The sequence below is a fragment of the Variovorax sp. R-27 genome (assembly GCF_049913215.1).
Taxonomy (GTDB): domain Bacteria; phylum Pseudomonadota; class Gammaproteobacteria; order Burkholderiales; family Burkholderiaceae_C; genus Variovorax.
The window spans coordinates 650216-666891 of sequence record NZ_CP183984.1 but is presented as its reverse complement, the minus strand read 5'-3'; the positions used below and the strand labels follow the sequence as shown (position 1 = coordinate 666891).

The window sequence follows — 16676 nt, the reverse complement described above, 5'->3', positions numbered from 1 at the left end:
AGCCCGGATATTAGGCGGCCGGCGCCAATTAAACAAGTTATTACTTTGATAAATAAATCGCACCGAACCGGTGCCGGCGCAGATGCGCGACACTTCTGCCCCGATGCACGCCGCTTCTTCCTCTCCTTCTTCCTTGTCCACCACGACCACCGGCGCCATGCCCCAACCCCCGATGCGCCGCGCCACGCTGCGCTTTCTGCTGTCGCACCCCGCGCATTTCATCGCGCTGGGCTTCGGCTCGGGCCTGTCGCCCTTCGCGCCCGGCACCGTGGGCACGCTGTGGGCCTGGGTGGCTTTCGCGGTGATGCAGCTTTGGTTCACGCCGGCGACCATCGGCTGGATCATCGCGGCCTCGCTGCCCATCGGCTGGTGGGCCTGCACCGTGGCCGCGCGCAACATGAACGTGGCCGACCCAGGCGCCGTGGTGTGGGACGAGGTGATCGCCTTCTGGATCGTGCTCTGGCTGGTAACGCCGGCCGGCCTCTTCGCGCAGGCCATCGCCTTTGCGCTGTTCCGTTATTTCGATGCCGCCAAGCCCGGCCCGGTGGGCTGGGCCGACGCGCTGTTCAAGCAGCGCGATGCGGTGCAGGTGCGCTGGTGGCGCGCGGGCTTCGGCATCATCCTCGACGACCTGGTGGCGGCGTTCTGCACGCTGCTGGTCATTGCACTCTGGCGCGCATGGTGAACCCGATGGACTCTTCCTCTACAACGGCGCTCGCCGACCAGGACACGCCCGAACTGGTCGTGGCCCTGGCCGGCTTGCTGCAGAAAAAAGGCTGGATGCTGGCCACCGCCGAAAGCTGCACGGGCGGGCTGATCGGCGCGGCCTGCACCGAGCTGGCAGGGTCGAGCGTGTGGTTCGAGCGCGGCTTCATCACGTATTCCAACGAAGCCAAGACCGAGCTGCTGGGCGTGGACGCAACGGTGATCGCGGCGAACGGCGCGGTCAGCGAGCCGGTGGCACGCGCCATGGCCACGGGCGCGATCGCGCATTCGCCGCCGTCGCGCGTGGCGCTGGCCGTGACCGGCGTGGCGGGCCCGACCGGCGGCACGCCCGACAAGCCGGTGGGCACGGTGTGGTTCGGCTGGTCGGTCGATGGCGATGTGCGCACCGAGCGCCGCCGTTTCGACGGCGACCGCGCCACGGTGCGCGCGGCCACGGTGCATCACGCGCTGAAGACGCTGGTCGAGCTGCTCTCGCGCTGAACGCCCGGGCAGGCTCCGGCCTTCAGGCCGTCATGAAGTCGCCGAGCGGCCGGCGCGGCGCGGCAGGCACCGGCGCCATCGGGTAACCGAGGCGGCACATCATCTGCACCGTCGGGCTGTGCCTGTCGCCCGGCCGCGCGGTGCCCAGCAGCAGGTCGTGCGCGACCGCACGGCACGGCGCCATCTCCGCGAACTCTTCGAGCGGCTGGCTCATCGGGTGCATGCCCAGGCCCAGGTCGGTGGCACGCAGTTGCTGGCGCACATGGGCGCGGCCCGCCGCGATCTGCTCGGTGCGGCTGTTGCCGCGCGTGCTGAGCCAGACGAAGCCCATCGCGGTTTGGGCCTGGTCCTCGAACATCTGCAGGGCCTGGCGGAACGAGGGGCTGTCTTCGGGCGCGGGCGCGCTGCGGCTGAACTGCCCCAGCGCAACGGCGATGCGCAGCGCCGGATCGTTGACCGAGAAACCGTCGCGGTGTTCGAGGATCTCCTGCGGGCCGATGCGCAGCAGCTGCAGGTTTTCCATGGCGGTGCCGGGCGTGGCGAGCTCCACGCGCGCGGCCGCCGCGCAGAGCCTGCGCAAGGGCAGCACGCGCGCCATCTCGACCGTGCCGGATGAGCTCACCATGCCGCCCACCGGCACCACCGAGGTGAGGCCCTGCAATATGTCGGCCGACACCGGCCGCGTGAGGTCGAAGCGCTGCTTGGGCGTGCGCCGCCGCAGCACCTGCGCGAACAGCGGATCGGGCACGCCACCGTCCGCCAGCCGCAGCCGTGCCACCGGAATGTGCGGCCAGTGCCGCGGCTCGCCGATCAGCTCGCCCTGCGGCCATAGCTGCACGCTGGCCTGCACGCCCTGCTGCGCGAGCGCCATCACCAGCAGCTCGATGAAAGCGCCGTGGCCGATGACGACCTGCCGGCCGAAGGGATCGGACTCGGGCTGCACGCGCTCGCGGTCGCAATAGACCACGATGGCGTCGGGCTCGCGCAGGTCGACCAGCCAGGGCTGGCAGTTGTACGCGGTGGGGGCAGTGACGGCATAGGCGACGGCGCGCTTGCGCACGTCGGGCTCGTTGCCGGGGCCGTTCCATACCTCCAGCGCGGCCGCCGGCATGTCGGAGTTCAGCCACCAGGCTGCCAGCGCGGCCGCACCCGCCGCTACGACAACGCCGCCTCCCAGCAGCCGGACAAAGTTTCTTCGCTCATCCATTGCGCGGATTATCGAAAGCGCGCCCGCAGTTCACAATGCGTCAAGCTTCGATAACTGCTATTCAAAACTGAATACCGATGAGACCCGACAAGGAACTAGGCTTCGACTGGCGGCTGGTGCGCGCGTTTCTGGCCGCGCTCGACCATGGCAGCCTGCTGGGAGCGGCGCGCGCCGTGGGCGCGAGCCAGCCGACGCTGGGCCGCCACATCGCCGAACTCGAAGCGCAGCTGGGCGTGGTGCTGTTCGAGCGCACCGGCCGGGGCCTGCGGCCGACCGAAATGGCCACGCGGCTCGCGCAGGCCGCGCGCGCCATGGAAAGCGGTGCGCTCGCGCTGTCGCGCAGCGTGTCGGGCGCCAACACCGCGCTGGCCGGCACGGTGCGCATCTCGGCGAGCCAGGCCACGGCGCGGCACCTGCTGCCGGCGCTGCTGGCCCAGATGCGGCGCGAGCTGCCCGAGATACAGGTCGAGCTGGTGGCAACCAACGAAGTCAGCAACCTGCTGCGGCGCGAGGCCGACATCGCGCTGCGCATGAGCCCGCCCGAGACCGGCTCGGTGATCGCCCGGCGCGTGGGCCGGTTCGCGCTCGGCACCTTCGCCCAGCGCGACTACCTGCGCCGCCGCGGCACGCCGCGCCAGATCACCGACCTGCTCAAACACGACCTGCTGGGCTACGACCGCGACGACAGCATCCTGCGCAGCTCCGCCCAGCTCGGCGCGCCCCTGAAGCGCGAGGACTTCTGCTTTCGCACCGACGACGTCAGCGTGTACTGGGAGGCGCTGCGCCAGGGCATGGGCATCGGCTTCGTGAGCGAGTCATTGGCCCACACCGACGGCGAAGTGGTGCGCGTGCTGCCTTCGATCAAGCTGCCGGTGCTACCCGTGTGGCTGGCGGTGCACCGCGAGGTGCGCACCGACCGGCGCATCCGCTCGGTCTATGATTTCCTCGCCCGCACCATTCCCCAGGTGCTGTGACCCCCGCCAACCAACCCGAAGGCCTCATGACAGCAGCCACCAATGCCCAGACCATCGAGCGCTTCTACAGCGCGTTCGCCAAGCTAGACGCCGCCACCATGGAAGCCTGCTACGCAAGCGACGCGGTGTTCGACGACGAGGCTTTTTCGCTGCGTGGGCGGCGCGAAGTGGGCGGCATGTGGCGCATGCTGGCCACGGGCACGAAAGCCAAGGGCGCCGACGTGTGGCGCCTGACCTGGCGCGACGTGAAGGCCGACGACAACACCGGCAGCGCCCACTGGGACGCTCACTACCGCTTCAGCGCCACCGGCCGCCTCGTCGACAACAGCATCGACGCGCGCTTCACCTTCACGCCCGAAGGGCTGATCGCGACGCACCGCGACAGCTTCCCGTTCTGGACCTGGTCGCGCCAGGCGCTCGGCACGCCGGGCCTGCTGCTCGGCTGGACGCCCATCCTGCGCAACAAGGTGCGCGCCACCGCCGCAGCCAACCTCGCCACTTTTCTTGCACGCCAGCCATGAGCAACAACACCGCCCTCACCTTTTCCAACAACGAAGCCCAGCACCGCTACGAGGCCACGCTGGATGCCAAGCTCGCGGCCTATGCCGAGTACAACCTGCTGACCGACGCGATCATGTTCACGCACACCGAGGTGCTGCCGGAACACGAGGGCAAGGGCGTGGGCTCGGGCATCGCGAGGCACGTGCTCGACGAGGCGCGCGCCAAGGGGCTGCATGTGATTCCGGTGTGCCAGTTCATCGCGGGCTACATCCGCAAGCATCGCGAGTACGCCGACCTCGTGCGGCCGGACATTCAGCGCGCCTTCAAGATCTGACGGAATCGGCCTTCGGCGCGGGCAGCCACGCGAAGGCCGCGATGCCAATCACCAGCAGCGCGGCGATGGTGGACAGCACGGCCGTCAGCGGGTCGCCACCATGCGCCGACGCGACCGAAGCGGCGACGCCCGTGCCCCACTGCATGAGCGCCACGCCAAGGAACATCGCCATCGTGAACACGGCCATCGCGCGGCCGGTGAGCGTGGCCGGATAGGCGCCGCGCACGTCGGCGTATTGCCAGACGATGAAGCCCGAGAGCACGCCGATCAGCACCATGCCGGCGATGTCGAGCCAGGCCGAGTGCAACACCGCGATGAGCGCGAAGAGCCCCGCATAACCGAGCGCGCAGATCACGATCCAGCGGCGTCGCCCGGCGCCGTCGCGGTCGAGCCGGCCGAAGAGCGGCGCGCCGAACAGCGAGATCACCGACACCGCCAGCGCGACGTTGCCGCTCTGCACCAGCGAGTAGCCGTGGCGCTCCATCATCAGCGGGCCGAGCCACAGGCCGCGCAGCGAGATGAAGGCGGCGTAGGTGACTGCCCCCAGCACCATGATGCCCAGCGTGTGCGGCATGGCGAACAGCGCGCCGAACTGGCGGATCGCCTCGGGGATCGACTCCTTGACCTGCGGCACGGCCGAGGCCGGCTCGTGCACCCAGTACCAGATTGCGAGCCATGCCAGCGCGGCCGCCACGGCCAGCACCAGGAAGCCCGCGCGCCATGAATAGGCCTGCACCAGCCACGCCAGCGGTGTGCCGGTCGCCAGCATGCCGAGGCCGCCGACGGCCAGCACCATGCCCGACACGGTGGCGAAGCGCGCCGCCGGAAAGTGCCGCGCGATGAACACCGTGCACACCAGGAAGGCTGGCGCGCAACCCACGCCGATCAGCGCCTGGCCCGCCACCAGCACGAGATAGCTGGACGACACCGCCGACAGCAGCGCGCCCGCGATGGCGACAGGAAAGGCCACCAGCACCGTGCGGCGCACGCCGTGCAGGTCGATGCCGATGCCCATGAACAGCTGCATGGCGCCGAACGCAAAGTGAAAAGCCCCCGAGAAGATCCCGAGGGCCTGGGCGGAAAGATGAAAGTCGGCCTGCAGCGGGCTCGCCATGATGGCGCCGACCGTGCGGAATGCCTGGCTCAGCGCGACCCCGGCGCACAGCGCCAGGACCATCACCCAGGCCGCGCGCGGCGTCAGGGGTGCACTGTCAGAGCCAATGCCGGCGCTAGGTGGCACCGTGGCACTTCTTGTATTTTTTTCCGCTGCCGCAGGGGCACGGGTCGTTGCGGCCGGGAGCAGCTTCCTTGCGGATGGTCTCTGCCTTCGGCCCGAGGCTCTTCCAGAGCTGGCGCAGGTCGTACACGGCCCAGATGGCAGCGCCGAAGTCGTCCAGCCGCTGCTGGCTCACGCTGGGTGGGGCGTCGTCGCTGTACATCGACAGCGTTGGCTTGGCGTTGTCGTCCTCGGTGAGGGCAACGATGTTGTCGAGTGCGTCGTCGAGCATGCGCGCAGCATCTTTGTCGCGCGGCGTGGCCCAGTCTTCGGGCCAGTTCTCGACCGCGTACATGAAGCCCAGCGCCCAGACCTGCGCGAATGAGGGAATCGCTTCGCCGGCCACTTCGGCACGTTCTTCCTCGGGCAGCGAGGCGATGGCGCCGCGGGTGTCGAGCACCTCGGGCTGCCAGCTGCGTTCGTCGTCGAGGGTTTCGACGGGGGCATCGAGACCCTCTTCGATCTCGACCCAGCGGCGCTTCCAGTTCCAGACGAACTCCATGTGCTGCGCGGACGAGAAGCTGTCGCCCAGCAGCACGGGCCAGTATTCGGACGGCATGATGGGCCGGCGGGTGCAGATCAGCGCGGCCATGAAGCCCTCGCAGAACTCCCATTGGGGGATTTCCTCGTCGTGCTCGCGCATGGCGTCGAGCGCCTGGTCGAGTGCGTCGAAATCGTCGGGGCCGAGGGGGGACTGGGCTGCGGAGGTGGCCTCTGGGGGCGAAATGGGGTCGGGAATGGTCGTCATGGCAAGTTCGGGGCAGCCCTCTATGATGCAGCAGGCTCCGGTCGAGACTATTTCTATGCCCACGATTATTCCGTTTCCGACGCGCTACAGCGCCTTCGCCCTGTGCGTGGTCGGTCTGGTGGCCTGCCTCGCGTTCGTGCTGGTGTCGCCGCACCTGTGGCTGGCCTGGATCGGCGTGGCAGTCTTTGCGGTACTTACAGGTACCGGCGTGCACGACCTGCGGCAGGCCCGCCACGCCATCCTGCGCAACTACCCGGTCATCGGCCATTTGCGCTTTCTGCTGGAGTTCATCCGGCCAGAAATGCGGCAGTACTTCATCGAGAGCGACTCGGAAGCCGCACCCTTCTCGCGTGCCCAGCGCTCGCTGGTATACCAGCGCGCCAAGGGCGACCCCGACAACCGGCCCTTCGGCACGCAGCTGAACGTGACCATCGCGGGCTACGAGTGGATCAACCATTCGATGCAGCCGACGAAGCTCGAGAACCACGATTTCCGCATCGTGATCGGCGGCACGCCGCAGCCGGTGGGCGCCAACCCGGCGCAGGTCTGCACGCAGCCCTACAGCGCGAGCGTATTCAACATCTCGGCCATGAGCTTCGGCGCGCTGTCGGCCAACGCCATCCTCGCGCTCAACAAGGGCGCGAAGATGGGCGGTTTTGCGCACGACACCGGCGAGGGCTCGATCTCGCAGCATCACCGGGTGCACGGCGGCGACCTGATCTGGGAAATCGGCTCGGGCTACTTCGGCTGCCGCAACGACGACGGCACCTTCAACGAAGAACGCTTCACTGCCAACGCACGCGACCCGCAGGTGAAGATGATCGAGATCAAGCTGAGCCAGGGCGCCAAGCCCGGGCACGGCGGCGTGCTGCCGGCCCCCAAGGTCACGCCCGAGATCGCGGCGGCGCGCGGCGTGCCGGTGGGTGTGGACTGCATCTCGCCCTCGTCGCACAGCGCGTTCTCCACGCCGACCGAGATGATGCATTTCGTCGCGAAACTGCGCGAGCTGTCGGGCGGCAAGCCGACCGGCTTCAAGTTCTGCCTGGGCCATCCGTGGGAATGGTTCGGCATCGTCAAGGCGATGCAGGCCACCGGCATCACGCCCGACTTCATCGTGGTCGACGGTGCCGAGGGCGGCACCGGCGCGGCGCCGGTCGAGTTCAGCGACCACGTGGGCGCGCCGCTGCAGGAAGGCCTGCTGCTGGTGCACAACACGCTGATCGGCGTGAACCTGCGCCACCGCATCAAGATCGGCTGCGCCGCCAAGGTGATCACCGCCTTCGACGTGGCCCGCATGATGGCGCTGGGCGCCGACTGGTGCAACGCCGCGCGCGGCTTCATGATGGCGCTGGGCTGTATCCAGGCGCAGAGTTGCCACACCGGCCACTGCCCCACGGGCGTGACCACGCAGGACCCGCTGCGCCAGCAGGCGCTGGTGGTGCCCACCAAGGCCGACCGCGTGCGCAACTTCCACCGCAGCACGCTGCATGCGCTGCAGGAGCTGGTGCAGGCCGCGGGCCTCGACCATCCGCAGCAGATTACCGCGCACCACATCGTGCGCCGCATTTCCGACACCGAAGTGCGCCTGTTGAGCAACCTGGTGATGCAGGTGCAGCCGGGCGCCCTGCTCGGCCCGCTCGACGAGCAGCACAATGTTTTCCGTACCTACTGGCCGCTGGCCAGTGCTGAGAGTTTCCAGCCCGTCACACAGGGCCCGCAAGGGCTTGTGACGGGCTTTGCAATGGCCGCATGAGTGCAGCGCCGGGCCGCCCCAAGCAAGCTCGTACCGCAGCACGGAGTGCGGAGGTATCGACCTGATGAATCCTTTGAGACGAGGCGCCAACGCGCGCCTGCAAACGCGCAAGGGCGCAGCTTCGGCGCCCGCGCCCCTCGACGCGCTTTCCCCGAACCCGCCAGCGCCCAGCGACTACGCGGAGTTCCTGCGCACCACCCTGCCCCAGCAGAAGAAGAACGTGGCCAGCCACCGCTTCGGCAGCGAACGCGTGTGGCTCAAGAAGGCCGGCCCCCGGCATGGCAAGTGGGGCTACCGCGTGATGGCGGCGGTCGCCCGCATGGCGCGGCTGGACATCATCAAGCCGGTGCCCAACCCGGGCGGCGAAGCGGCCATCGCCACCGAGGCGCGTCGGCTGAAACAGCTCGCGGCCGCCGGCCTGCGCGTGCCGGTGGTGCTGGCACAACAGGCCGATGGCCTGCTGATCTCCGACCTGGGCGAAAGCGGCCGCGCGACGGTCGTGCTGCAGGAGCGGCTCGACCAGGCCGCCGCAGCGGGCCCCGCGGCGCTGCTGGCTGTTTGGCGCGAGGGCCTGACAGCAATCGCCGCCGTGCACGTGCGCGGCCAGCACCTGAGCCAGGCCTTCGACCGCAACCTCGTGCAGTGCCCTGACGGCGTGATCGGCTACATCGATTTCGAGGACGACCCGGCCGAGGTCATGACACTGGCCGAATGCCAGGCGCGCGACTGGCTGAGCTACCTGCACTCGACGGCCATGATGCTGGAAGCCGCCGCGCCGCAGGCTGCCGGGCAGCACTGGCATGCGGCGCTGTCCGGCGTGAACGAAGAGGTGCGCGAGCGCATCGCGAACGCAGCGCGGCGCATGAAGTGGGCGCAGAAGCTGCCGGCGAGCCGGCGGTGGGGGCGCGATACGCAGCGGGTGCGGGCGGTGGCGCGGTTGCTGGGGCGGTGGTATCTGGCGCCTCTCCCGAATTAGCGACAGTCGTTGCGCGAGTTATTGGCGATCGAGTCGCTTCTGCCGCCATTTGCGGAATGCCCAGTCGCCTAACCAACCACCCACGATGGCGCAAATTGCCTGCACCGCAAGGGCGATTACAAAGGCTTGAGTTAGATCGCTCTCGCTTTGCGCTTTGTTCATTTCGTACCACTGGCCAATGGGCACGAGCACGCACTTTGCCACAACAAAACTGAGCGCCAGCCCCCCCAGCACAATGCAGATGAGGCGAAGTAGGATTTTCATGAAACCTGCCAAAACCAAATAGCTTGCGCTAGACGCATGTCAGTGATGATCCCCTCCCAAGAGAGATGCCACTGCACACGGAAATATGACATGAGTTCTGTCATCCGCGACCCATTCCAGAGGTCGATGTGGTCACCTTGTCTCCCCTCGCCCCAGTAGTTCTGGATGAACACGATTCCAGTGCGCTTGGCGATTTTGTCGAATCCTTCTTTGCCGGTGTACTTTTCGGTGCGCGACATAAGACCCGAGGTTCCCGAATCCAGCCAGTTCGCCAACTCCTGCGCACGAATCGGGTACTTCGGCCTGTCTTTCTGCCAGGAATAGACACCTCGGAAGTTGTCGAGGCTCATGCTCGAACGAATAAAGGCAGCGCCTACGTTGATCGCGCATTGGTCCTTGTAGGTATCTTTGTCCAGCAGGTCATCGTCGCCCTTGATATTGGGGTGATTCGACCAAAGAGTCGCAAAAGATGGTTGCATGGTTTCCAGTCATAGCAAAGGCTGAAGGGGTGGCGTCGGTGCCGCAAAAAAAGCAAGGGACTGCAATGCCTATTCGCCGCAACCATCCTTGCCTTGCTGAAAAATCTAACAGCGTCCTGACAAGGATCGATGACTAGAAGGTTGTCAATTGATACCCGACACCCGAACCATTGATGCAGCTAGGCCGCGAACGTCGCCTGCACCGCCACCCCACGCAGCGCCAGCCTCTTCTTCATCGACAGCACCGCCCGATCCTTGCTCAGCAGCAGCGCCCGATGCGCCACAGCCAGGTCGATGAACACCTGGTCATCAGGATCGCTGCACACGCAAGGTGCGCGCGGCGGAATGCCCTCGACCATCTGCACCCGCGCGTCGAAATCTGCCAGCACCATCGGCACCTGCAGTTCGCGCTGCGCCATGCGCCTTGCAATCAGCGGATAGCCCAGCACGCGTTCGAGCTCCATGCGCATGGCGGCCGTAACCAGCCAGCGCAGTTCTCCCGCGGCCAGCCGCGCAGTCAGCGGCTCCCAGGCCGGATCTTCGAAGACCAGCAGGTCGAGCGCGATGTTGGTGTCGATGACGACGGGGGCGGAGGATTCTGTCAACGTCATGGAATGTGCGGGGGATATCGCCGATGTTGCACCATGCGGGGCCGGCGTCAGGCCCGAGTCGGTTCGGCCGACGACAATGCTCCCGGGCGCTTGCGCGCCCTGCCTCATCACAGCATCCGCCCTCTTTCATGAAACGTCTCCCGCTGCTCTGCCTCGTCCTGCTCGCCTCCGTGGGTGTCCGGGCCGAGTGGTTCACGCTGTCGGGCACGCCCGGCGACGCCACCAGCAGCTATGTGCAGGTCGAGCCGACCAGCGTCGAGGTGGACGGCTCGAACCGCCTCGTGAGCCTGCGCATGAGCCTGCCTGAAGACCGCACGGGCCGCGACGGCATCAGGTTCCGCTCTTTCCAGGCCCGGGCCAAGGTCGATTGCGAGGCCCGCAGCGCGCGCTACGTGAGCGCCACCTACTTCGGCCATCCGGATTTCGTCGGCGAGCCGGTCGCGGTAAGGCATTTCGAGGAGAGCGACGTGCGCACCGTGACCTTGGCCGGCGCGCGCGACCTCGTCACGCGAACGATCAACGCGGCCTGTGCCGTTCGCCCCAAGGAAGCCAAAGAACAGCAGCCGAAGCCCGAAGGCGAGCTACTTCCGCGCTGAGCCCGCGACCATGTCGAAGCGGAACAGGCGGCATTCGATAGGGCCGTTCCACATCGGCACGCGGCGCGATTCCTTCAGGCGCATCTGCTTGGGCAGCTTGAGGTCGGGCGTGAGGACCCAGGCGGTCCAGCCGGCGTAATTCTTCTTCCAGTGGGTGGCGAGCTGCGGGAAGAATTCGCCGCCATCACCCCCTTCGCCTGCTTCGGTCTGCGCCGATTCGCGCGCACCCGAGCGCCCCGTGCCGGCCACGCCGCCCACCTCGATGCGCTCACCGTACGGCGGGTTGAGCATGATCACGCCGCCCTCGGCCGGCGGCATGCGCTGCAGCGCGTCGCCGCCGCGGAACTCGATGGCCTGCGCCACACCGGCGCGCTCGGCGTTGCGTTCGGCAAAGTCGACCATGCGGTGCGACACGTCAGAGCCGAAGATCGCCACGCCGCCCTCGCGCACGGTCGTCTCGGCCTCCTGCCTGATGGCGGTCCACACGTGCGCCTGGAACGGCAGCAGCTTCTCGAAGCCGAAGCGCCGCAGCGACCCGGCCGCGATGCCGCGCGCGATCTGCGCCGCCTCGATGGCAATAGTGCCGCTGCCGCAGCAGGGGTCGTACAGCGGCTGGGTCGACACTTCGCCCGTTTCGGGGTTCCACCAGCCGCTGGCGGCCAGCATGGCGGCGGCCAGGGTTTCCTTCAGCGGGGCGTCGCCCTTGTCCTGGCGCCAGCCGCGCTTGAACAGCGGCTCGCCCGAGGTGTCGATGTAAAGCGTGCAGGTGTCAGTGGTCAGGTGGGCGAACACGCGGCAGTCGGGCCACTGGGTCTCGATGCTCGGGCGCACGCCGTTGGCCTTGGCGCGGAAGCGGTCGGCAATGGCGTCCTTGATGCGCAGGGTGGCGAAATTCAGGCTCTGCAGCGGGCTGTGCTGGGCGGTGGTCTCGATCTTGAAGGTCTGCTTCGGGGTGAACCAGATCTCCCAGGCCACGCCGTTGGCGATGGCGTACAGGTCGTTCTCGCTGCGGTAGGGCGCGTGGGCCAGCTCGACCAGCACGCGCTGCGCAAGCCGGCAGTGCAGGTTGAGCTTCAAGGCGTCGCGCCAGTCGGCGCGCACGCGCACGCCGCCGCGCAGCGTGAGCAGGTCTTGGCCGACGCGGCCGGTCAGGGCGTGCACCTCCTGGGCGAGGAATTCCTCGACGCCGGCGGCGCAAGGCAGGAAAAAGGAGAGATCGTTCACGGAAATTTGGCCATCGGGGAACCCGACTAGGGGACTCCATTGTCGCCGCGTCACGCACCTTCTCTATATAGTCGATTCGCCGATGACCCCCACCCCCGCATCACCGACCGCGCCGGCCGCCGCCAGCGACAGCAGCGACGACCGCTTCGCGATCCAGTGCGAGGTGCTGCGGCTGTCGGTCCGGCCCATCGGTCCGGTGCTGCTGGTGCAGTACCTGCTGAACTGCGGCGTGGCGGCGCTCTTCGCCTGGCAGTACTCGCTGACGCGCGCGCTGGTCTGGATCGCAATGGTCACGGGGGTGACGGTAATGCGCGGCTTCTTCCCGCAGCGCCTGCCAGAGCCCTTCACGCCCGAAACGCTGCGCGAGGCGCAGCGCACGCACACGCTGCGCACGGCCATCTGGGAGCTGGCGCACGGGCTGGCCGGGGTGCTGCTGTTCAACCCCGCGAGCGCCGACCTGCAACTGCTGCTGGGCCTGATCCTGATGGGCATGACGCTGTCGTCGGCCTTCTCGGTGTCGTTCTACACGCCGGCCACGCAGCTCGCCATCACGCTGCTGCTGGCGCCGATCATCGTTACCGGCCTATGGATGGGCGCGCCGGTGATGATGGCCGTGGCGGTCATCGGCATCGGCCTGATCGCGATGATGTGGAAGCTGGTGGCCGAGCGTTCGCGCCAGCTCGAAGAGAACATCGGCCTGCGGCTCAACGAGCGCACCCTGCGCGAACAGGCTCTGGCCGGCCTGCGCGCCTCCGAGCATGCGCAGGCCGAGCGTCTGCGCTTCTTCTCGGCCGCCAACCACGACCTGCGCCAGCCGGTGATGGCCATCGGCCTGCAGGCCGAGGTGCTGCGCCAGCAGCTGAACAACGGCGCGGACATGGAGGCGGTGCAGCACACGGTGGGCTCGCTTGCGCGGGCGCAGCAGGCGCTGGAGGGGCTGACCAACCAGCTGCTGGAAATCGGCCGCATCGAGGCCGCGGTCGATCCGCTGCGCCCGGCGGCAGTGGCGCTGGCGCCGCTGCTGCAGGAACTGGCGCGGCAGGCGGGCGACGGCCGGGTGCTGGTGCACTGTCCGCGCGACGCAATCGCCTGGAGCGACACGGTGTCGCTGCGCCGCGTGCTCGCCAACCTGGTCGACAACGCCGTCAAGTTCACACCGCGCGGGCGCGTGCTGCTGGCGGTGCGGGCGCGGCGGCGAGGCGCCGGCAGGGCCTGGCGCGTGGAGGTGCGCGACAGCGGCATCGGCATCGCGGCCGACGCGCAGCAGCGCGTGTTCAACGACTTCGAGCAGATCGGCAACGTCGAGCGCAATCTGCAGCGCGGCCATGGGCTGGGCCTGGCGATCGTGCGGCGGCTGGCAGCGCATCTCGGCATTGCGGTGTCGCTGCGCTCGGCGCCGGGGCGAGGGTCGGTGTTCAGCTTCGAACTGCCTGCCGCACCGGAAGGCGCGGTGGTGGCGACGCGCCCTGCTGCGGTGGCGCAGAACGATGGCGACGAGGCGGCGCGCACGCCGTTGCGCCCCGGGCTCGCCGTGCTGGTGGTGGAAGACAACACGGTGGTGGCCGACAGCCTCTCGGCCCTGCTGCTGCAATGGGAAGTGGAGCCGCGCGTCTATGCCAGCGCCGCCGAGGCGCTGGCGCTGGCCGACCTGCGCGCGCTCGACGCGGCGCTGTGCGACATCCGCTTGCCGGGCGCGCTTGACGGCATCGCGCTGGCCGAGAAGCTGCAGCGGCAGAAGCCGTCGCTGGCGATCGCGCTGATTTCGGCCGACATCAACGAAGCCACCCAGCGGCTCGCCGCCGAGCGCGGCTGGCATGCGCTGCGCAAGCCGGTGCAGCCGGACGAACTGCGCGGCGTGCTGCTGAAGGCGCAGCAGCTGCGGGGCTGACCGAGGCCACCGGGCTGGCACGGGCCCTGCTGTGCTGTCATGGCTTCCGATATATGCTCCGCGCACAGGCCGCCAGCCCTGCCTTCGATGTCCACCGACACATCCCCCCCTCCCCTCGCCGCCGACCCGCGCTACGACCCGCTCGCGATCGCGCTGCACTGGCTGCTTGCGGCCCTGATCGTCGGCTCGTTCGGCGTCGGGATCTACATGACGGGCCTGCCGTTCTCGCCGCTGCGGCTGAAGGTCTACAGCTGGCACAAATGGGCGGGCATCACGATCCTCGCGCTCTCGGCGCTGCGGCTGCTGTGGCGGCTGGGGCACCGTCCGCCGGCGCTCCCGCCGGGCATGACGCGGCTGCAACTGGCCAGCTACCGCATCAGCCATACGCTGATGTACCTGCTGTTCTTCGCGGTGCCGCTGTCCGGCTGGGCCTACAGCTCGGCCATGGGCATGCCGGTCGCGTGGTTCGGCGTGCTGCCGCTGCCCGACTTCGTGCCTGTCGACCACGACTTCGCCGAGGCGGTGCTGCAGCCGCTGCACCGCAACTGCGCCTTCGTGCTGGCGGGCGTCACGCTGCTGCACGTGGTGGCGGTGCTCAAGCACCACTGGATCGACCGCGACGGTCTTCTGAAACGCATGTGGCCCGGGCCACGCAAGGAATCTGCTCGATGATGAAGCGACTGTTTTTCCGCCTCTTGCCGTCGCTCGCGGCACTGGCCTTCGCGATGGCGCTGCCGGCCGGCGCCGAGCCCGCGGCCGCGAAGCTCGTTGCCGACAAGAGCCAGATCGTGTTCGTCACCAAGCAGATGGGCGTGCCGGTGGAAGGCACGTTCAAGAAGTTCGACGCACACGTCGCCTTCGATCCGAAGAAGCCCGAGGGCGGCAGCGTCGCGCTGCAGATCGACACGGCCAGCGCAGGCTTCGGCGTTCCGATGAGCGATGCCGAGTTGCCCAAGCAGCCGTGGTTCGACGCCGCGCATTTCCCGCAGGCAAGCTTCCAGTCGAGCGCCATCAAGGCGCTGGGCGACGGCAAGTTCGAGATGGCGGGCAAGCTCACCATCAAGGGCACGGCCAAGTACGTGACGGTGCCCGTCAGCATCGCGGCGGCCGGCGGCAACTACGCGGTGGCCACCGGAAGCTTTACGATCCAGCGGCTCGACTACAAGGTGGGCGACGGCGAATGGACCGACACCTCGATGGTCGGCAACGAGGTGCAGGTGCGCTTCAAGTTCACGCTCACAGGCCTCGGGCCGCTGTGAACGGCCGAATGGGCCTGCCCTCCCCTCACTCACTTTTCTCTTTCATGACCCACACAACCAACGCCATGAAAAAGCTCCTTCTCGCCGCGGCCCTGTCGGCCGCCGCGTTCACCGGCGCCACGGCACAGCAGCAACCACAAGGGCCCGAATACACCGCGCCGGCCGTGGCCGCCAAGCCCGCGGGCGGGCCGGTGAAAAACGCCAACTACGTGGTCGACCCGACGCACACCTTCGTGATGTACGAAATGGGCCACTACGGCACCACCACCAACCGGGGCCGCTTCAGCACCAAGGACGGCTCCGTGCAGATCGACGGTACCGGCGCCAGCGGCAAGGTCGACATCACGATGGACATCAGCTCCATCAACACCGGCGTCGACCTGCTCAACCGCCACGTGCAGAGCAAGGACTTCTTCAACGTGGCCGAGTTTCCGACCGGCCGCTTCGTGGCCGACCGCATCGACTTCAGCGGCGGCAAGGTGGTCGACGTGCCCGGCACGCTCACGCTGATGGGCCAGACCAAGCCGGTGACGCTGAAGGCCGTGCGCTTCAACTGCTACCTGAGCCCGCTGATCAACCGCCAGGTGTGCGGCGGCGACTTCGAGACGACCGTGGAGCGCAGCGACTGGGGCATCACCTGGGGGCTGAACTTCGGCTTCGAGAACAAGGTGAAGCTGCTGGTGCAGGTCGAAGCGGTCAACGTGCAGTGACACCGGAGAAGGCAAGGCCATGATGGACACCACCCTTTCGCTGCTCGGCATCGCCGGCGCCATGACTGTGGGCGCGATGAGTCCCGGCCCCAGCTTCGTGATGGTGGCCCGCACCGCCGTGACCTCGCGCACCGACGGACTGGCCGCAGCGCTGGGCATGGGTGCCGGCGGGCTGGTCTTCGCGATTGCCGCGCTGGCCGGGCTGCAGGCGGCGTTCCTGGCCGTGCCGGCGCTGTACGTGGCCATCAAGGGCCTGGGGGGCGCCTATCTCGTCTACCTGGGCTTTCGCATCTGGAGCGGCGCGCGGCAGCCGCTGGCCGTGGCGGCGCAGGAGACGGACGGGTCGCCGCGCCAGCAGGGCCGTAGCGGCCGCACCTTCCTGCTGGGCCTGGCCACGCAGGTCAGCAACCCGAAGACTGCCGTGGTCTACGCCAGCATCTTCGCGGCCTTCCTGCCGCGCGAGGTGCCGCTGGTGCTCGCACTGGCGGTGCCGGCGGTCATCTTCTGCATCGAGACGGGCTGGTACGCCATCGTGGCGCTGGCGCTTTCCTCGGCAGCGCCACGCTCGGCCTACCTGCGCTACAAGGTCTGGATCGACCGGGCCGCCGGCGGCGTGATGGGGCTGCTGGGCCTGCGGCTGATCTGGTCGGCCGTGCGCGGCAACTGAGCC

Annotated in this window: 20 protein-coding genes; 13 read left to right on the top strand and 7 right to left on the bottom strand. The window is 68.2% G+C overall.

What is annotated here, in order from left to right:
* Positions 1 to 157: 157 nt before the first annotated feature.
* Together ACN9MV_RS03095 and ACN9MV_RS03090 are read left to right on the top strand one after the other, a co-directional pair.
* Positions 158 to 685 (top strand): phosphatidylglycerophosphatase A family protein, encoded by a 528-nt coding sequence (locus tag ACN9MV_RS03095; RefSeq protein ID WP_093054280.1) that lies wholly within the window; start codon positions 158 to 160, stop codon positions 683 to 685.
* A complete protein-coding gene (locus ACN9MV_RS03090) occupies positions 679 to 1206 on the top strand; it encodes a CinA family protein (RefSeq protein WP_093054143.1) in 528 nt (175 codons plus the stop codon). Before ACN9MV_RS03095 ends, ACN9MV_RS03090 begins: the two co-directional genes overlap by 7 nt.
* Positions 1207 to 1228: 22 nt before the next feature.
* Here ACN9MV_RS03090 and ACN9MV_RS03085 read toward each other — a convergent pair whose 3' ends face one another.
* Positions 1229 to 2413 (bottom strand): Acg family FMN-binding oxidoreductase, encoded by a 1185-nt coding sequence (locus ACN9MV_RS03085; RefSeq protein ID WP_426391267.1) that lies wholly within the window; start codon positions 2411 to 2413, stop codon positions 1229 to 1231.
* A 77-nt stretch (positions 2414 to 2490) separates the two neighbouring features.
* Between ACN9MV_RS03085 and ACN9MV_RS03080 the strand changes: the two genes are divergently transcribed.
* The 3 genes from ACN9MV_RS03080 to ACN9MV_RS03070 are packed head-to-tail and all read left to right on the top strand — an operon-like array spanning position 2491 to position 4222.
* The gene (locus tag ACN9MV_RS03080; RefSeq protein ID WP_093054139.1) at positions 2491 to 3387 is read left to right on the top strand and encodes a LysR family transcriptional regulator; all 897 of its coding nucleotides are present in this window, start codon (positions 2491 to 2493) and stop codon (positions 3385 to 3387) included.
* Positions 3388 to 3413: 26 nt separating this feature from the next.
* Positions 3414 to 3908: a nuclear transport factor 2 family protein gene (locus ACN9MV_RS03075; protein ID WP_426391266.1), complete on the top strand. Its 495-nt coding sequence runs from the start codon at positions 3414 to 3416 to the stop codon at positions 3906 to 3908.
* On the top strand, positions 3905 to 4222 hold the full coding sequence (locus tag ACN9MV_RS03070) for a GNAT family N-acetyltransferase (RefSeq protein ID WP_093054135.1): 318 nt from the start codon (positions 3905 to 3907) through the stop codon (positions 4220 to 4222). The genes ACN9MV_RS03075 and ACN9MV_RS03070 overlap by 4 nt, the downstream gene beginning before the upstream one ends.
* Here ACN9MV_RS03070 and ACN9MV_RS03065 read toward each other — a convergent pair.
* Positions 4212 to 5399, bottom strand: a complete 1188-nt coding sequence (locus tag ACN9MV_RS03065) for an MFS transporter (RefSeq protein WP_093077022.1) — start codon at positions 5397 to 5399, stop codon at positions 4212 to 4214. The two genes, ACN9MV_RS03070 and ACN9MV_RS03065, sit on opposite strands and share 11 nt — an antisense overlap.
* 52 nt (positions 5400 to 5451) lie before the next feature.
* Complete coding sequence (locus ACN9MV_RS03060; protein WP_093054132.1) at positions 5452 to 6246, bottom strand: YecA family protein; 795 nt, start codon at positions 6244 to 6246, stop codon at positions 5452 to 5454.
* A 55-nt stretch (positions 6247 to 6301) separates the two neighbouring features.
* Here ACN9MV_RS03060 and ACN9MV_RS03055 point away from each other — a divergent pair, with 55 nt between their 5' ends.
* On the top strand, positions 6302 to 7999 hold the full coding sequence (locus ACN9MV_RS03055; protein ID WP_093077021.1) for an FMN-binding glutamate synthase family protein: 1698 nt from the start codon (positions 6302 to 6304) through the stop codon (positions 7997 to 7999).
* Between the two features lie 64 nt (positions 8000 to 8063).
* The gene (locus tag ACN9MV_RS03050; RefSeq protein ID WP_093054128.1) at positions 8064 to 8975 is read left to right on the top strand and encodes a hypothetical protein; all 912 of its coding nucleotides are present in this window, start codon (positions 8064 to 8066) and stop codon (positions 8973 to 8975) included.
* A gap of 18 nt (positions 8976 to 8993) precedes the next feature.
* Here the strand turns inward: ACN9MV_RS03050 and ACN9MV_RS03045 are convergent, their stop codons facing one another.
* From ACN9MV_RS03045 to ACN9MV_RS03035, 3 genes are all read right to left on the bottom strand, one after another.
* Entirely contained in the window at positions 8994 to 9239 is a 246-nt protein-coding gene (locus ACN9MV_RS03045; protein WP_093054125.1) for a hypothetical protein, read from the bottom strand.
* The gene (locus ACN9MV_RS03040) at positions 9236 to 9718 is read right to left on the bottom strand and encodes a type VI secretion system amidase effector protein Tae4 (protein WP_093054123.1); all 483 of its coding nucleotides are present in this window, start codon (positions 9716 to 9718) and stop codon (positions 9236 to 9238) included. Before ACN9MV_RS03040 ends, ACN9MV_RS03045 begins: the two co-directional genes overlap by 4 nt.
* Positions 9719 to 9897: 179 nt before the next feature.
* Complete coding sequence (locus ACN9MV_RS03035) at positions 9898 to 10329, bottom strand: putative toxin-antitoxin system toxin component, PIN family (RefSeq protein WP_426391265.1); 432 nt, start codon at positions 10327 to 10329, stop codon at positions 9898 to 9900.
* A 128-nt stretch (positions 10330 to 10457) separates the two neighbouring features.
* Between ACN9MV_RS03035 and ACN9MV_RS03030 the strand changes: the two genes are divergently transcribed.
* Complete coding sequence (locus ACN9MV_RS03030; RefSeq protein WP_307615320.1) at positions 10458 to 10925, top strand: surface-adhesin E family protein; 468 nt, start codon at positions 10458 to 10460, stop codon at positions 10923 to 10925.
* Here the strand turns inward: ACN9MV_RS03030 and ACN9MV_RS03025 are convergent.
* Positions 10911 to 12149, bottom strand: coding sequence for a THUMP domain-containing class I SAM-dependent RNA methyltransferase (locus tag ACN9MV_RS03025; RefSeq protein ID WP_093077016.1), 1239 nt, complete (start codon positions 12147 to 12149; stop codon positions 10911 to 10913). The two genes, ACN9MV_RS03030 and ACN9MV_RS03025, sit on opposite strands and share 15 nt — an antisense overlap.
* A gap of 82 nt (positions 12150 to 12231) precedes the next feature.
* Here ACN9MV_RS03025 and ACN9MV_RS03020 point away from each other — a divergent pair, with 82 nt between their 5' ends.
* The 5 genes from ACN9MV_RS03020 to ACN9MV_RS03000 all read left to right on the top strand — a co-directional run bounded on the left by ACN9MV_RS03020 (position 12232) and on the right by ACN9MV_RS03000 (position 16673).
* Positions 12232 to 14037: an ATP-binding protein gene (locus ACN9MV_RS03020; protein WP_426391264.1), complete on the top strand. Its 1806-nt coding sequence runs from the start codon at positions 12232 to 12234 to the stop codon at positions 14035 to 14037.
* 87 nt (positions 14038 to 14124) lie between these two features.
* The gene (locus tag ACN9MV_RS03015) at positions 14125 to 14709 is read left to right on the top strand and encodes a cytochrome b (protein ID WP_426391263.1); all 585 of its coding nucleotides are present in this window, start codon (positions 14125 to 14127) and stop codon (positions 14707 to 14709) included.
* On the top strand, positions 14709 to 15296 hold the full coding sequence (locus ACN9MV_RS03010; RefSeq protein ID WP_307615323.1) for a YceI family protein: 588 nt from the start codon (positions 14709 to 14711) through the stop codon (positions 15294 to 15296). The genes ACN9MV_RS03015 and ACN9MV_RS03010 overlap by 1 nt, the downstream gene beginning before the upstream one ends.
* Before the next feature lie 65 nt (positions 15297 to 15361).
* Positions 15362 to 16006 carry a YceI family protein gene (locus ACN9MV_RS03005; protein ID WP_093054276.1) on the top strand — a complete coding sequence of 215 codons (645 nt, stop codon included), beginning with the start codon at positions 15362 to 15364 and terminating at the stop codon, positions 16004 to 16006.
* 19 nt (positions 16007 to 16025) lie between these two features.
* On the top strand, positions 16026 to 16673 hold the full coding sequence (locus tag ACN9MV_RS03000) for a LysE family translocator (protein ID WP_093175159.1): 648 nt from the start codon (positions 16026 to 16028) through the stop codon (positions 16671 to 16673).
* Positions 16674 to 16676 lie beyond the last annotated feature (3 nt).

Bases quoted from the DNA above. Each gene is read 5' to 3' on its own strand.
- ACN9MV_RS03085 (WP_426391267.1), bottom strand. From the start codon at position 2,413: ATGGATGAGCGAAGAAACTTTGTCCGGCTGCTGGGAGGCGGCGTTGTC.
- ACN9MV_RS03015 (WP_426391263.1), top strand. From the start codon at position 14,125: ATGTCCACCGACACATCCCCCCCTCCCCTCGCCGCCGACCCGCGCTAC.
- ACN9MV_RS03045 (WP_093054125.1), bottom strand. From the start codon at position 9,239: ATGAAAATCCTACTTCGCCTCATCTGCATTGTGCTGGGGGGGCTGGCG.
- ACN9MV_RS03075 (WP_426391266.1), top strand. From the start codon at position 3,414: ATGACAGCAGCCACCAATGCCCAGACCATCGAGCGCTTCTACAGCGCG.
- ACN9MV_RS03050 (WP_093054128.1), top strand. From the start codon at position 8,064: ATGAATCCTTTGAGACGAGGCGCCAACGCGCGCCTGCAAACGCGCAAG.
- ACN9MV_RS03020 (WP_426391264.1), top strand. From the start codon at position 12,232: ATGACCCCCACCCCCGCATCACCGACCGCGCCGGCCGCCGCCAGCGAC.
- ACN9MV_RS03030 (WP_307615320.1), top strand. From the start codon at position 10,458: ATGAAACGTCTCCCGCTGCTCTGCCTCGTCCTGCTCGCCTCCGTGGGT.
- ACN9MV_RS03035 (WP_426391265.1), bottom strand. From the start codon at position 10,329: ATGACGTTGACAGAATCCTCCGCCCCCGTCGTCATCGACACCAACATC.
- ACN9MV_RS03080 (WP_093054139.1), top strand. From the start codon at position 2,491: ATGAGACCCGACAAGGAACTAGGCTTCGACTGGCGGCTGGTGCGCGCG.
- ACN9MV_RS03055 (WP_093077021.1), top strand. From the start codon at position 6,302: ATGCCCACGATTATTCCGTTTCCGACGCGCTACAGCGCCTTCGCCCTG.
- ACN9MV_RS03010 (WP_307615323.1), top strand. From the start codon at position 14,709: ATGAAGCGACTGTTTTTCCGCCTCTTGCCGTCGCTCGCGGCACTGGCC.
- ACN9MV_RS03095 (WP_093054280.1), top strand. From the start codon at position 158: ATGCCCCAACCCCCGATGCGCCGCGCCACGCTGCGCTTTCTGCTGTCG.
- ACN9MV_RS03070 (WP_093054135.1), top strand. From the start codon at position 3,905: ATGAGCAACAACACCGCCCTCACCTTTTCCAACAACGAAGCCCAGCAC.
- ACN9MV_RS03000 (WP_093175159.1), top strand. From the start codon at position 16,026: ATGATGGACACCACCCTTTCGCTGCTCGGCATCGCCGGCGCCATGACT.
- ACN9MV_RS03065 (WP_093077022.1), bottom strand. From the start codon at position 5,399: ATGGTCCTGGCGCTGTGCGCCGGGGTCGCGCTGAGCCAGGCATTCCGC.
- ACN9MV_RS03005 (WP_093054276.1), top strand. From the start codon at position 15,362: ATGAAAAAGCTCCTTCTCGCCGCGGCCCTGTCGGCCGCCGCGTTCACC.
- ACN9MV_RS03040 (WP_093054123.1), bottom strand. From the start codon at position 9,718: ATGCAACCATCTTTTGCGACTCTTTGGTCGAATCACCCCAATATCAAG.
- ACN9MV_RS03090 (WP_093054143.1), top strand. From the start codon at position 679: ATGGTGAACCCGATGGACTCTTCCTCTACAACGGCGCTCGCCGACCAG.
- ACN9MV_RS03060 (WP_093054132.1), bottom strand. From the start codon at position 6,246: ATGACGACCATTCCCGACCCCATTTCGCCCCCAGAGGCCACCTCCGCA.